This is a genomic window from Halomonas sp. A11-A (genome assembly GCF_003182195.1).
GTDB lineage: Bacteria > Pseudomonadota > Gammaproteobacteria > Pseudomonadales > Halomonadaceae > Halomonas > Halomonas alkalicola.
Genome location: NZ_QGTM01000001.1, coordinates 229,797 through 242,637, shown reverse-complemented (window position 1 = coordinate 242,637; position 12,841 = coordinate 229,797). Strand labels below are relative to the sequence as shown.

The window sequence follows — 12,841 nt, the reverse complement described above, 5'->3', positions numbered from 1 at the left end:
GAGCGCTCTGCGCCTCACCGGCCCGGCTTATGCACGCCCCCGGATCCGCCAGGGTCCGGGGGCGCATGCGTTTGCAGATGAATGTGCCGGGGCTCAGACGTGGCGCAGGTACCAGTCGTACTCGAGCCGGCTCACCGCCTGCAGGGCCTGGGCACGCTCGGCGCGACGGTTGGCCAGGTAGACGTGGAGGAAGTCGCGTCCCAAGGCCTCGCCGAGGACCTCGTCGGCCTCCAGCAGGTCGAGGGCCTGCTGCCAGCTGTTGGTCAGGCTGGGGGGCGTCGTCTCGTAGGCGTTGCCGACGCTGGGCGGCGGCGGCTCGAGCCCCTCGGCGAGACCATGGTGGATGGCGGCGAGCAGGGCGGCCAGCAGCAGGTAGGGGTTGGCGTCGGCGCCGGCCACCCGGTGCTCGATGCGCCGGGCGGTCCGGGCCCCGGCGGGAATGCGCAGCGCCACCGAGCGGTTGTCGAAGCCCCAGGTGGGGGCCATGGGCACGTAGAGCCCCGCCTGGAAGCGTCGGAAGGCGTTGAGGTTGGGCGCGCAGATCGCCATGGAGGCGGGCATCTGCGCCAGCAGGCCGGCCACCGCCTGGCGCAGCGCCGGGCTGCCTAGGGGATCGTCACCCGGCTCGCTGAAGACGTTGCGACCCGCCTCATCCAGCAGGCTGATATGCACGTGCATGCCGTTGCCCGCCTCCTGGCCGTAGGGCTTGGCCATGAAGGTGGCCTCGAAGCCGTGGCGCAGGGCGACCCCCTTGATCAGGCGCTTGAGTTGCACGGCGTGGTCGCAGGCCGCCAGCGCATCGTCGCAGTGGATCAGGTTGATCTCGAACTGCCCCGGAGCGCACTCCTTGAGAGCGGTGTCCAGGGGCAGGTCCTGGACCTGGGCTGCGGCCTGCACCTCCTCGAGGAAGTCGGCATACTCGTCGAGCTCCAGCATGGAGTAGAGCTGGCTCTGGCTGGCGCGTTCACCGCTCACCGGCGAGCAGGGCGGCTGGATCAGCCCGGCGGCGGTGCGCTCGCGATCCACCAGGTAGAACTCCAGCTCCACGGCGACCACCGGGGTCAGCCCCAGGGCGGTCAGGCGGCCCAGCACCCGGCCCAGCAGCTGGCGGGGGTCGGCGAAGAAGGGGGTGCCGTCGAACTCCTCCATGGTCATCAGCAGCTGGGCCTGATGGCCCCGGGTGATCCAGGGCACCGGCTTGAGGCTACCGTCGATCGGTCGGCAGAGGCGGTCGCCATCGCCGCTGTCCAGGCCGAGCCCGGTCTCCTCGATGGTGTGGCCGTTGATGTCCAGGGCGAAGACCGAGGCGGGCAGGGCGATGCCGCTGTCATAGGCCTTGGCGAGGCTCTCCCGAGGGATGCGCTTGCCGCGCATCACCCCGTTGAGGTCGCTGATCAGCAGGTCGACGCTGCTGATCTCCGGGTGGACGTCGAGGAAGGCCCGGACATCGTCGGGAGCAGGCATGGGCGCACCTCTGGCGTTGTGATCCTTGTGGCTCCTATCCTTGTAGGGGTGCCCAGTGTTGTCAAATAATTTACGTGGCAGCAGGAAAGTCCGCCTTGGAAAGCGAGAGCCAGGTGGTTATGGTGAATAAAACATAACACCGGGCCCGCTTCCGATGAGGAGAGACGCGATGAAGAGCCGACCCCTGGTGGGGGTGATCGCCTGCCACCGTGAGGTGGAGGGCCATCCCGCCCAGATGGTGACCGACAAGTACCTGCGCGCCCTGTGGGACTATGGCCTGTCGCCGGTGATCCTGCCGGTGTGGGAGGAGCAGGAGGCCGACCCCGAGGCCGCTCGCGCCCTGCTGGCCCGCCTCGATGGCCTGCTGCTGACCGGCAGCTACACCAACGTCGAGCCGCGCCGCTACGGGGCCGAGCGGGTGCCGGAGAACACCCGGGGTGACCGCCATCGCGACGCAGCGGCCCTGGTGTGGATTCCCGCGGCGCTGGACCTCGGCCTGCCGCTGTTCGGCATCTGCCGGGGCTTCCAGGAGCTCAACGTGGCCTTCGGCGGCACCCTTCATCAGGCGGTGCAGGGCGTGCCCGGCCTGCAGGACCACCGCGAGCCCCCGGGGGAGCGCGAGGCGCAGTATGCCCCCGCCCACGAGATCACCCTGGTGCCCGGCGGGCGCCTGGCGGCGCTGCATCCCGAGCCCCGGGCGCGGGTCAACTCCCTGCACCAGCAGGGCATCGCCGAGCTGGGGCCTGGCCTTGCGGTCGAGGCCCATGCCCCGGACGGGCTGATCGAGGCGGTGTCGGTGGCCGATGCCGCCGGTTTCGCCCTGGCCGTGCAGTGGCATCCCGAGTGGCGCCCCCGTGAGCATCCTCTCAACGATGCCCTCTATCGCGCCTTCGCCGAGGCGTGCCGAGCCCGCCAGGCCGAATCCCGCGCGCCCCGCTGACTGGAGATCCCCCATGCATACCCGTGACTACCAGGTCCTGGATCGCGCCCACTACCTGCACCCCTTCACCGACTTCAAGGCCCTGGGCGAGGAGGGTAGCCGCATCATCGAGCGCGCCGAGGGCGTCTACATTCACGACTCCGAGGGCAACCGCATCCTCGATGGCATGGCGGGGCTCTGGTGCGTCAACCTGGGCTATGGCCGTGAGGAGCTGGTGGCGGCGGCCACCGAGCAGATGCGCCAGCTGCCCTACTACAACAGCTTCTTCAAGACCGCCCACCCCCCGGCGGTCAGGCTGGCCGAGACCCTCTGCCGCCTGGCGCCCGCCCATGTCAACCACGTCTTCTTCACCGGCTCCGGCTCCGAGGCCAACGACACCACGCTGCGCATGGTGCGCCGCTACTGGGCGCTCAAGGGCCAGCCCGACAAGCAGTGGGTGATCGGCCGCAAGAACGCCTACCACGGCTCCACCGTGGCGGGGGTGAGCCTCGGCGGCATGGCCCCCATGCACGCCCAGGGCGGCCCCCTGGTGCCGAAGATCGCCCATGTGTGCCAGCCCTACTGGTTTGGAGAGGGTCGGTTTGGCGAAGGGTGCACGGCCGCACAGGACCCGGAGGCCTTCGGCCGGGAGTGCGCCGCGGCCCTGGAGGCGAAGATCCAGGAGCTCGGCGAGGAGCAGGTCGCCGCTTTCATCGCCGAGCCGGTGCAGGGGGCCGGGGGCGCCATCATTCCCCCGGAGAGCTACTGGCCGGCGGTCAAGGCGGTGCTGGCGAAGTACGACATCCTGCTGGTGGTGGACGAGGTGATCTGCGGCTTCGGGCGGCTGGGCGAGTGGTTCGGCAGCGTCCACTACGGCCTGGAGCCGGACCTGATGCCCATCGCCAAGGGGCTCTCCTCGGGCTACCTGCCCATCGGCGGGGTGCTGGTGGGGGATCGGGTCGCCGAGACCCTGATCGAGGAGGGCGGCGAGTTCTTCCACGGCTTCACCTACTCGGGCCATCCGGTGTGCGCCGCGGTGGCCCAGCGCAACCTCGAACTGCTGGAGGCCGAGGGGCTGGTGGAGCGGGTCCGCGACGAGATCGGCCCCTACCTGGCCCGCCGCTGGAAGGCCCTCGAGGCGCACCCGCTGGTGGGCGAGGCGCGCTCCTTGGGGCTGATCGGCGCCCTGGAGTTGATCGACCCCGCCACCGGCGAGCGCTTCGCTGAGTCCCGAGGGGTGGGCACCCTGTGCCGCGATCTCTGCTTCGCCGGCGGCCTGGTGATGCGCTCGGTGGGTGATACCATGATCATCTCGCCGCCGCTGGTGATTTCCCGTGACGAGATCGACGAGCTGATCGACAAGGCGCGCGCCGCGCTGGATGCCACCCTGGCGCGACTGGCCGAACCCCAGACCGACCCCCGATCCGACCCCCAGGAGGAGCCCCCCGCATGAGTCGCCCCGAATCCCCCAAGACCCTGGCCGACTGGCAGGCCCTGGCCGCCTCCCAGTTCGAGACGGGGTTCGAGACCCGCGCCTTTATCGGCGACGCCTTCGTCGCTGCGCTGAGCGGCGAGACCTTCACCACGACGAACCCCGCCACCGGCGAGCCCTTGGCCGAGGTGGCGAGCTGCGACGCCGCCGACGCCGAGCTCGCCGTGGGCCATGCCCGGGCCGCCTTCGAGGCCGGCGAGTGGTCGCGACTGGCCCCTGGCCGGCGCAAGAAGGTGCTGCTGCGCCTGGCGGACCTGATGGAGGCCCACAAACACGAGCTGGCGCTGCTCGACACCCTGGACATGGGCAAGCCGGTGGCAAGCTCGTTGGGCGACATGGCCGGCGCCATCGCCTGCTTCCGCTACCAGGCCGAGTGCATCGACAAGCTCTACGGCGAGGTGGCGCCCACCGGCGAGGAGGCCCTGGCCCTGGTGCTGCGCGAGCCCCTCGGCGTGGTGGCCTCCATCGTGCCCTGGAACTTCCCGCTGATGATGACCGCCTGGAAGGTGGCCCCGGCGCTGGCCGCCGGCAACAGCGTGATCCTCAAGCCTTCGGAGAAGTCGCCGCTCTCGGCGCTGCGCCTGGCGGCGCTGGCCCGGGAGGCGGGACTGCCGCCTGGCGTCTTCCAGGTGCTGCCGGGCTTCGGCCACACCGTGGGCAAGGCACTGGCGCTCTCCATGGGGGTGGACTGCCTCGCCTTCACCGGCTCCACCGGGGTGGGCAAGCAGCTGATGCAGTATGCCGGCCAATCCAACCTCAAGCGGGTCTATCTGGAATGCGGCGGCAAGTCCCCCAATATCGTCTTCGCCGACTGCAAGGACCTCGAGCGGGTGGCGAAGCACGCCGCCTCGGCGATCTTCCACAACCAGGGGGAGGTGTGCATCGCCGGCTCCCGGCTGCTGGTGGAGAACCCCATCCGCGAGGCCTTTATCGACCAGGTGCTCGAGGCGGCCAAGGGGATGCAGCCCGGCGACCCCCTGGACCCGGAGAGCTTCATGGGGGCCATCGTCGACGAGGCGCAGTATCGGCGCATCCTGGGCTATATCGAGAAGGGGCGCGAGGAGGGCGCTCGGCTGCGTGTGGGCGGTGAGGCCACCCGGGTCGATGGCAAGGGGCTCTTCATTCCCCCCACGGTGTTCGACGGCGTGACCCCCGAGATGGCCATCGGCCGCGAGGAGATCTTCGGCCCGGTGCTCTCGGTGTTCGGCTTCGACAGCGAGGAGCAGGCGGTGGCCATGGCCAACGACAGCGTCTATGGCCTGGCCGCGGGGCTGTGGAGCCAGGACATCGACCGCATCATGCGCGTCACCCGGCGGCTCCACTCCGGCCAGGTGTTTGTCAACAACTGGGCCGGCGGGGACCAGACCATGCCCTTCGGCGGGGTGAAGCAGTCGGGCAATGGGCGCGACAAGTCCCACCACAGCCTGGAGGAGTACTCCACGCTCAAGAGCGTCTGGATCTCGCTCTCGAGCTGAGCCCTTTCACCGGAGCCTGACGCGACGAGGTCGGCGCCATGGGCGCCGGCCTCGTCGTATCTATGCGGAATGATTAAAATGTACAGCTCTTGTATCGATTTTTTTCGGCGAGGGGAGTAGCCTGTGGCTGACACTCCCCGGCCAGAGGTACTCCCATGTTCGGACTCTTCAAGAGCGACCCGACCAAGAAGCTGCAGAAGGAATACGAGCGCAAGCTGGAGCAGGCGATGCACGCCGCCCGCAACGGCGACATGCGCGCCAACGCCTCGCTCACCGAAGAGGCCGAGGCGATCCGCGCCGAGATCGAGGCGCTGAAACAGGGGTAGGGCGAGGGCTCGGGTGGCTCAGAAGGCCCGGGCAGGGGTCGCGCAGCTCACCAGGCGGCAGGGCTCGCTGCCCGGGTTGCGGAAGCGGTGGGGGACGTTGGTCTCGAAGTAGTAGGCCTCCCCCGCCTTGAGCACCCGGCTCTCGGCGCCGATGGTGATCTCGATCTCGCCCTCGAGCACCATGCCGGCCTCTTCGCCCAGGTGGGCGATCATCTCGCGGCCGGTGTCGGCCCCCGGCGGGTAGGTCTCCACCATGAAGGCCAGCGCCCGGTCGCGGCGATCGGCCCCCACCAGCTTGTAGATGACGTCGCCGGTGCCCACGTCGGCCAGGTCCTCGGCCGAATAGAAGACCCGGCGGCCGTTCTCCAGCTCCATGGTGAAGAAGTCCCCGACGCTCATCGGGATGGCGTCGAGGATCTTCTTCAGCGAGCTGACCGAGGGGCTCACCTTGCCCTGCTCGATCAGCGACAGGCTGGAGTGGGTCACCCCACAGCGCTTGGCCAGCTCGCGCTGGGAGATGCCGCGCAGGGTGCGCAGGGCGCGCAGCCGCTCGCCCACGTCATCGGCCATGGTGGCTCCTCTTCAGCACAGGGCGTCCAGCTTCTCCTTGAGGAGCTGGTTGACCTGCTGCGGATTGGCGGTGCCGCGGGAGGCCTTCATCACCTGGCCCACGAAGTAGCCGATCATCTTGCCGCGCTTGTCCGGCTCGGCGTCGCGGTACTGGGCCACCTGGGCGGGGCTCTCGCCGATCACCTGGTCGATCATCGCCTCGATGGCGCCAGTGTCGGTGACCTGCTTGAGCCCCTTGGCCTCGATCACCTCGTCGGCGGACTGCCCCTGGCCGTTCCAGAGCGCCTGGAACACCTGCTTGGCGGCCTTGCCGTTGATGGTGTCGTCCAGCACTCGGCCAATCAGCTCGCCGAGCTGGCGTGCCGAGACGGGGCTGTCGGTGATCGGCAGCCCCTCGCGGTTGAGCGCGCCGGCGAGCTCGCCCATCACCCAGTTGGCGGCGGACTTGGCGTCGCCGCAGGTCTCCTTGACCTCCTCGAAGAACTCGGCCATCTCGCGGGTGGCGGAGAGTACCCCGGCGTCATAGGCGGAGAGGCCGAGCTCGGCCTGGAAGCGGGCGCGCTTCTCGTCGGGCAGCTCCGGCAGCGCCTCGCGCAGGTGGTCGAGGTAGGCCCGGTCCAGCACCACCGGCAGCAGGTCGGGGCAGGGGAAGTAGCGATAATCGTTGGCCTCCTCCTTGGTGCGCATGCTGCGGGTCTCGTCCCGCTCGGGATCGAAGAGGCGGGTCTCCTGGACCACCTTGCCGCCGTCCTCCAGCAGCTCGATCTGGCGCTCCACCTCGAACTCGATGGCGCGCTCCACGAAGCGGAAGGAGTTGACGTTCTTGATCTCGGTGCGGGTGCCGTACTCGGCCTGGCCCACCGGGCGCACCGAGACGTTGACGTCGCAGCGCATGGAGCCCTCGGCCATGTTGCCGTCGGAGATCCCCAGGTAGGTGACGATGGAGTGGATCGCCTTCAGGTAGGCGGCGGCCTCCTTGGCGCTGCGCATGTCAGGCTCGGAGACGATCTCCAGCAGCGGGGTGCCGGCGCGGTTGAGGTCGATGCCGGTCATGCCGTGGAAGTCCTCGTGGAGCGACTTGCCGGCGTCCTCCTCGAGGTGGGCATGGTGCACCCGGATGCGCTTGCTGCTGCCGTCTTCCAGGGTGATCTCCACCTCGCCGGCGCCGACGATGGGGTGGTACATCTGGCTGGTCTGGTAGCCCTTGGGCAGGTCCGGGTAGAAGTAGTTCTTGCGGTCGAAGACCGAGACCTCGGGGATCTCGGCGTGGATCGCCAGGCCGAACTGCACCGCCATGGCCACCGCCCGCTCGTTGAGCACCGGCAGCACCCCGGGCAGGCCCAGGTCCACGGCGCAGGCCTGGGTGTTGGGCGCGGCGCCGAAGGCGGTGGAGGCCCCGGAGAAGATCTTCGAGCGGGTGGCGAGCTGGACGTGCACCTCCAGCCCGATCACGGTTTCCCATTGCATCAGGTGGTCTCCTCGGCAAGCGCGGGACGACGCAGGTGCCAGTCGGTGGCCTGCTGGAAGCGGTGGGCGACGTTGAGCAGCCGCGTCTCGGCGAAGTGGGTGCCCAGTATCTGCAGGCCCACGGGGCGCTTGCCCACGAAGCCCGCCGGCACGCTGATGCCGGGGATGCCGGCCAGGTTCACCGCGATGGTGTAGATGTCCTGCAGGTACATGGAGACCGGGTCCTTCTTGGCACCCAGGTCGAAGGCCGGGGTGGGGGAGGCCGGGCCCATCAGGACGTCGACCTCCTCGAAGGCGTCGAGGAAGTCCTGGCGGATCAGCCGACGCACCTGCTGGGCCTTCTTGTAGTAGGCGTCGAAGAAGCCCTCGGAGAGGGTGTGGGTGCCGATCAGGATGCGCCGCTTGACCTCCTCGCCGAAGCCCTCGGCGCGGGAGCGCTTGTAGAGGTCGATGAGGTCGCTCGGGGCCTTGCAACGGTGGCCGAAGCGCACGCCGTCGTAGCGCGACAGGTTCGAGGAGGCCTCGGCCGGCGCGATGACGTAGTAGGCCGGGATCGCGTAGTGGGTGTGGGGCAGGCTCACCTCGCGCACCGTGGCGCCGAGCGACTCAAAGACCCTCACCGCCTCGCGCACCGCGGCCTCCACCTCGGGGTCGAGGCCGTCGCCGAAGTGCTCGACCGGCAGGCCGATCTTGAGGCCGGAGAGCGGGGCGCTGAGCTCCTCGGTGTAGTCCGGCACGCCGCGGGCCACGCTGGTGGAGTCCTTCGGGTCGGGGCCGGCGATGGCGTTCATTAGCAGGGCGCAGTCCTCGGCGGTGCGCGCCATGGGGCCGGCCTGATCGAGGCTCGAGGCGTAGGCGATGATGCCCCAGCGGGAGACGCGGCCATAGGTGGGCTTGAGGCCTGTGATGCCGCAGAAGGCGGCCGGCTGACGGATCGAGCCGCCGGTGTCGGTGCCCATGGCGGCGGGCACCAGGCCCGCGGCTACCGCGGCGGCGCTGCCGCCGGAGGAGCCGCCGGGCACGGCGCTGGTATCCCAAGGGTTCTTCACCGGGCCGAAGGCGCTGTTCTCGTTGGAGGAGCCCATGGCGAACTCGTCCAGGTTGACCTTGCCCAGGCTCACCGTGCCAGCGGCCTTGAGCTTCTCGACCACGGTGGCGTCGTAGGGGGAGACGAAGTTGGCCAGCATCCTCGAGCCGGCGGTGGTCAGCACCCCCTCGGTGCAGAACAGGTCCTTGATGGCCAGCGGCAGGCCGGTGAGCGGGCCGGCCTGGCCGCGAGCGCGGGCGGCGTCGGCGGCTTCCGCCGCGGCGAGGGCCTGCTCGGCGGTCACGGTGATGAAGCTGTTAAGCTCGCCGTCGAGGCGCGCGATGCGCGCGAGCTGGTGTTCGGTCAGCTCGCGGCTGGTGAACTCGCCGGCCGTGAGGGCGGCGGCCAGTTCGCTCAGTGTCTTGTCATGCATGGGCCGGGGGCTCCGTCAGGCAGGAAGGCTTATTCGACCACGCGGGGGACCAGGTAGAGGCCCTGTTCCACCGCCGGGGCGCAGCGCTGGAAGCGGTCGCGCTGGTCGCTCTCGGTCACCTCGTCGGCGCGCAGCCGCTGGGTGGCGTCGAGGGGATGGGCCAGGGGGGCAACGCCCTCGGTGTCCAGCGCCTGGAGCTGGTCCACCATCTCCAGGATACGGCCGAGGTCGTCCAGGTAGTGGGCGGCGTCCTCGTCGCTCAGGCCGAGCCGGGCGAGGTGCGCGGCCCTGAGCACGTCAGCGTGTTCAAGCGCCATGGTTCGGATGTCCTCGAAGGGAAAACAGGCCGCAAAAGGTACCACATACCGCGACCCGCGGGCAGGTCCGTGAGAGGCCGGGCTTGCGGGCTCCACGCTTGCTGCGCGGGGGCCGCGGTGATACCGTTTGCGTCCGCACAGGGTTCCCGGACTGCACTAGGTAACGACTTCCATGTTCAAACGCTTGAGGGGGCTGTTCTCCAGCGATCTGTCGATCGATCTGGGCACGGCCAATACGCTGATCTACGTCCGCGGCCGCGGTATCGTGCTCGACGAGCCATCGGTCGTGGCCATCCGCCAGTCCGGCAACATGCGCAGCGTGGCGGCCGTGGGCTCCGACGCCAAGCGCATGCTGGGCCGCACCCCCGGCAACATCACCGCCATCCGTCCGATGAAGGACGGGGTCATCGCCGACTTCACCGTCACCGAGCAGATGCTCCAGCACTTCATCCGCAAGGTCCACCAGAGCACCTTCCTCACCCCGAGCCCCCGGGTGCTGGTGTGTGTGCCCTGTATGTCGACCCAAGTGGAGCGGCGCGCCATCAAGGAGTCCGCCGAGGGTGCCGGCGCCCGCGAGGTGTTCCTGATCGAGGAGCCCATGGCCGCGGCCATCGGCGCCGGCCTGCCGGTGGAGGAGGCCCAGGGCTCCATGGTGGTGGACATCGGCGGCGGCACCAGCGAGATCGCCATCATCTCCCTCAACGGCATCGTCTACTCCGAGTCGATCCGCGTCGGCGGCGACCGCTTCGACGAGGCGATCATCGCCTACGTGCGCCGCCACTACGGCAGCCTGATCGGCGAGGCCACCGCCGAGCGCATCAAGGAGGAGATCGGCTGTGCCTATCCCGGCGGCGAGCTGCGCGAGATCGACGTGCGCGGTCGCAACCTGGCAGAGGGGATTCCGCGCAGCTTCACGCTCAACTCCCACGAGATCCTCGATGCCCTGCAGGAGACCCTGGCCTCCATCGTCACCGCGGTGAAGAACGCCCTTGAGCAGTCTCCGCCGGAGCTCGCCTCGGACATCGCCGAGCGCGGCCTGGTGCTGACCGGTGGCGGGGCGCTGCTGCGCGACCTGGACAAGCTGATCGCCGAGGAGACCGGCCTGCCGGTGATCGTCGCCGAGGATCCGCTGACCTGCGTGGCCCGCGGCGGCGGCAAGGCCCTGGAGATGATCGACCAGCACACCTTCGAGCTGCTCTCCAGCGACTGACCCGGGGCTGACTTTAGGGGAAAACGCCTATCAAGCCGCTGTTCTCCGACGGATCGCTGCCCGGCTACCGCTTCCTCCTGTGCGTGCTGGTGGCGTCGGCGCTGATGTTCGCCGATACCCGCCTCACGCGCATGGAAGAGGTGCGCGCCCAGCTCTCCACCCTGGTGGCCCCCGTCCAGTGGGCGGTGAGCCTGCCCAGTGGCATCCTCACCTGGGGGTCGCTGGCGCTCTCCGACCAGCGCGCTCTGCTGGAGGAGAACCGGCGGCTGCGCGAGCAGATCCTGACTCTCTCCCACCGCGTGCAGCACATGGCCAGCCTCACCGCCGAGAACGTGCGCCTGCGCGAGCTGCTTTCCGCGGCTCAGCGGCACGACATGCCCTTCATCACCGCCGAGCTGCTCTCCCTGGACCCGGACCCCTTCGCCCACCAGATGGTGATCGATCGGGGGCGGCGCAACGGCGTCTACGTGGGCCAGCCGGTGATGGATGCCTCTGGCCTGGTGGGGCAGGTGACGGCGGTCTCCGCCTACTCCAGCCGGGTGCTGATGGTGGCCGATGCCAGCCATGCGCTGCCGGTGCAGGTGAACCGCAACGGGCTGCGCTTCATCCTCCAGGGTGGCGGGCACTACGACCGCCTTAACGTGCTGCACGTCCCCGACACCGCCGATATCCGCGAGGACGACCTGCTGGTCACCTCGGGGCTGGCGGGGCGCTTCCCGCCGGGCTACCCGGTGGCCAGGGTGGCCGAGGTGGTCCATGATCCGGGGCAGCCCTTCGCTCGGGTCACCGCCACGCCGGTGGCCCAGCTGCAGCGCTCCCGCCACTTCCTGCTGCTCTTTCCGACGCCCGCCCCGGGGGTCGACGACGAGGTCTGGGAACTCGAGCTCTCCGCCGAGGCGATGGAGGCCGCGCGGGCGGTGATCGGCCTCGACGCCGACCAGGAGGCACGCTGATGGCCACTCCCTCTTCCGCCCATCTGGCCCTGCCGTGGATCTGGCTCTCGCTGCTGCTGGCGCTCTGCCTGCAGGTGATGCCGCTGGCGGACGGCTGGCAGATCTGGCGTCCCGACTGGCTGGGCCTGATGCTGATCTACTGGTGCATGAAAACGCCGAGCCGGGTGGGCGTCTTCCACGGCTTTGCGCTCGGTATCCTGCTCGACCTGATCGAGGGGGCCACCCTCGGGCAGAACGCCCTGATCCTGTCGCTGCTGGCCTTCCTCTGCGCGCTGGTCTATCCGCGCTTCCGGGCCTACTCCCTGGTCCAGCAGGCGGTGCTGATCTTCGTGCTGCTGGGCACCGTGCAGCTGGCCGAGCAGTGGCTGCGCACCCTGCTCGGCCCCTTCTCCATCCATCTGGCCTTCCTGCTGCCCTCGCTGATCGGCGCCGTGCTGTGGCCCTGGCTCGCCACCCTCTTCGAGGCCCTGGGCCGGCGCCTGGCCCGCGACTGATCCGGAGCCCCGCATGTCCGATCCCCGTCAGCTCCTCTCCGACACCGTCCGCCCCAGGCTCTGCCTGGCCAGCGCCTCGCCGAGGCGCCGCGAGCTGCTCGCCTCCATCGGCGTGTCGGTGGCGGTGCGGCCGGTGGATATCGACGAGACCCCGCGCCCCGGCGAGGGAGCGGCCGACTACGTGACCCGGCTGGCTCGGGAGAAGGCCCTGGCCGGGGCCCGGCTCACGACGCTGCCGACCCTGGGCTCCGATACCGCCGTGGTCTGCGATGGCGAGATCCTCGGCAAGCCGGAGGGACCCGAGCATGCCGCCGGCATGCTGCGTCGCCTCGCCGGCCGGACCCACGAGGTGCTCACCGCGGTGGCGGTAAGCGGGCCCGCCGGCGTGCTCGAGGCCTGTGTCGCCACCCGGGTCACCATGCGCGCGATCGGCGAGGCGGAGATCGCCGCCTACTGGGCCAGTGGCGAGCCCGCCGACAAGGCCGGCGGCTACGCCATCCAGGGGCTGGCGGCGGTCTTCGTCGAGCGCATCGAGGGCAGCCACTCGGCGGTGGTGGGGCTGCCGCTTTACGAGACCGCCGAGCTGCTGCGCCGCCAGGGGGTGGCGCTGTGGGGCGGGACCTTCGGTTGACCCCTTGCCGGTCATCAACGCCTTGGGCGTATGACACTATGTCATAATGGACGCAAAGCATTC

The 12,841-nt window shown here is 69.7% G+C and carries 13 protein-coding genes; 8 read left to right on the top strand and 5 right to left on the bottom strand.

What is annotated here, in order from left to right; genetic code table 11:
* Positions 1-93: 93 nt before the first annotated feature.
* Positions 94-1,464: a glutamine synthetase family protein gene (locus DER72_RS01160; protein WP_110068172.1), complete on the bottom strand. Its 1,371-nt coding sequence runs from the start codon at positions 1,462-1,464 to the stop codon at positions 94-96.
* A 169-nt stretch (positions 1,465-1,633) separates the two neighbouring features.
* On the opposite strand from DER72_RS01160, the gene DER72_RS01155 reads away from it, so the two are divergent.
* The 4 genes from DER72_RS01155 to DER72_RS01140 all read left to right on the top strand — a co-directional run bounded on the left by DER72_RS01155 (position 1,634) and on the right by DER72_RS01140 (position 5,676).
* Positions 1,634-2,404: a gamma-glutamyl-gamma-aminobutyrate hydrolase family protein gene (locus DER72_RS01155; protein WP_110068171.1), complete on the top strand. Its 771-nt coding sequence runs from the start codon at positions 1,634-1,636 to the stop codon at positions 2,402-2,404.
* A gap of 13 nt (positions 2,405-2,417) precedes the next feature.
* Positions 2,418-3,836 carry an aspartate aminotransferase family protein gene (locus DER72_RS01150; protein ID WP_110068170.1) on the top strand — a complete coding sequence of 473 codons (1,419 nt, stop codon included), beginning with the start codon at positions 2,418-2,420 and terminating at the stop codon, positions 3,834-3,836.
* Positions 3,833-5,350, top strand: coding sequence for an aldehyde dehydrogenase (locus tag DER72_RS01145; protein ID WP_110068169.1), 1,518 nt, complete (start codon positions 3,833-3,835; stop codon positions 5,348-5,350). The genes DER72_RS01150 and DER72_RS01145 overlap by 4 nt, the downstream gene beginning before the upstream one ends.
* A 155-nt stretch (positions 5,351-5,505) precedes the next feature.
* On the top strand, positions 5,506-5,676 hold the full coding sequence (locus tag DER72_RS01140) for a DUF6435 family protein (RefSeq protein WP_110068168.1): 171 nt from the start codon (positions 5,506-5,508) through the stop codon (positions 5,674-5,676).
* A gap of 18 nt (positions 5,677-5,694) precedes the next feature.
* Here DER72_RS01140 and DER72_RS01135 read toward each other — a convergent pair whose 3' ends face one another.
* The 4 genes from DER72_RS01135 to gatC are packed head-to-tail and all read right to left on the bottom strand — an operon-like array spanning position 5,695 to position 9,490.
* Entirely contained in the window at positions 5,695-6,246 is a 552-nt protein-coding gene (locus DER72_RS01135; protein ID WP_110068167.1) for a cupin domain-containing protein, read from the bottom strand.
* Between the two features lie 12 nt (positions 6,247-6,258).
* Positions 6,259-7,713, bottom strand: a complete 1,455-nt coding sequence (gene gatB / locus DER72_RS01130) for an Asp-tRNA(Asn)/Glu-tRNA(Gln) amidotransferase subunit GatB (protein ID WP_110068166.1) — start codon at positions 7,711-7,713, stop codon at positions 6,259-6,261.
* Positions 7,713-9,173, bottom strand: coding sequence for an Asp-tRNA(Asn)/Glu-tRNA(Gln) amidotransferase subunit GatA (gene gatA / locus DER72_RS01125; protein ID WP_110068165.1), 1,461 nt, complete (start codon positions 9,171-9,173; stop codon positions 7,713-7,715). Before gatA ends, gatB begins: the two co-directional genes overlap by 1 nt.
* Before the next feature lie 29 nt (positions 9,174-9,202).
* Entirely contained in the window at positions 9,203-9,490 is a 288-nt protein-coding gene (gene gatC / locus DER72_RS01120) for an Asp-tRNA(Asn)/Glu-tRNA(Gln) amidotransferase subunit GatC (protein WP_110068164.1), read from the bottom strand.
* Between the two features lie 172 nt (positions 9,491-9,662).
* Between gatC and DER72_RS01115 the strand changes: the two genes are divergently transcribed.
* From DER72_RS01115 to DER72_RS01100, 4 genes are all read left to right on the top strand, one after another.
* A complete protein-coding gene (locus DER72_RS01115; protein ID WP_102588540.1) occupies positions 9,663-10,700 on the top strand; it encodes a rod shape-determining protein in 1,038 nt (345 codons plus the stop codon).
* 104 nt (positions 10,701-10,804) lie between these two features.
* A complete protein-coding gene (gene mreC, locus DER72_RS01110) occupies positions 10,805-11,653 on the top strand; it encodes a rod shape-determining protein MreC (protein WP_375153250.1) in 849 nt (282 codons plus the stop codon).
* Positions 11,653-12,147, top strand: coding sequence for a rod shape-determining protein MreD (gene mreD, locus DER72_RS01105; protein ID WP_110068162.1), 495 nt, complete (start codon positions 11,653-11,655; stop codon positions 12,145-12,147). The genes mreC and mreD overlap by 1 nt, the downstream gene beginning before the upstream one ends.
* A 13-nt stretch (positions 12,148-12,160) precedes the next feature.
* Positions 12,161-12,778 (top strand): nucleoside triphosphate pyrophosphatase, encoded by a 618-nt coding sequence (locus DER72_RS01100; RefSeq protein ID WP_110068161.1) that lies wholly within the window; start codon positions 12,161-12,163, stop codon positions 12,776-12,778.
* Positions 12,779-12,841: the final 63 nt, after the last annotated feature.

Excerpts from the sequence above, each read along its gene's own strand:
- mreC (WP_375153250.1), top strand. The coding sequence starts at position 10,805 with ATGTTCGCCGATACCCGCCTCACGCGCATGGAAGAGGTGCGCGCCCAG.
- DER72_RS01140 (WP_110068168.1), top strand. The coding sequence starts at position 5,506 with ATGTTCGGACTCTTCAAGAGCGACCCGACCAAGAAGCTGCAGAAGGAA.
- DER72_RS01115 (WP_102588540.1), top strand. The coding sequence starts at position 9,663 with ATGTTCAAACGCTTGAGGGGGCTGTTCTCCAGCGATCTGTCGATCGAT.
- gatB (WP_110068166.1), bottom strand. The coding sequence starts at position 7,713 with ATGCAATGGGAAACCGTGATCGGGCTGGAGGTGCACGTCCAGCTCGCC.
- gatA (WP_110068165.1), bottom strand. The coding sequence starts at position 9,173 with ATGCATGACAAGACACTGAGCGAACTGGCCGCCGCCCTCACGGCCGGC.
- gatC (WP_110068164.1), bottom strand. The coding sequence starts at position 9,490 with ATGGCGCTTGAACACGCTGACGTGCTCAGGGCCGCGCACCTCGCCCGG.
- DER72_RS01150 (WP_110068170.1), top strand. The coding sequence starts at position 2,418 with ATGCATACCCGTGACTACCAGGTCCTGGATCGCGCCCACTACCTGCAC.
- DER72_RS01145 (WP_110068169.1), top strand. The coding sequence starts at position 3,833 with ATGAGTCGCCCCGAATCCCCCAAGACCCTGGCCGACTGGCAGGCCCTG.
- mreD (WP_110068162.1), top strand. The coding sequence starts at position 11,653 with ATGGCCACTCCCTCTTCCGCCCATCTGGCCCTGCCGTGGATCTGGCTC.
- DER72_RS01160 (WP_110068172.1), bottom strand. The coding sequence starts at position 1,464 with ATGCCTGCTCCCGACGATGTCCGGGCCTTCCTCGACGTCCACCCGGAG.
- DER72_RS01155 (WP_110068171.1), top strand. The coding sequence starts at position 1,634 with ATGAAGAGCCGACCCCTGGTGGGGGTGATCGCCTGCCACCGTGAGGTG.
- DER72_RS01135 (WP_110068167.1), bottom strand. The coding sequence starts at position 6,246 with ATGGCCGATGACGTGGGCGAGCGGCTGCGCGCCCTGCGCACCCTGCGC.
- DER72_RS01100 (WP_110068161.1), top strand. The coding sequence starts at position 12,161 with ATGTCCGATCCCCGTCAGCTCCTCTCCGACACCGTCCGCCCCAGGCTC.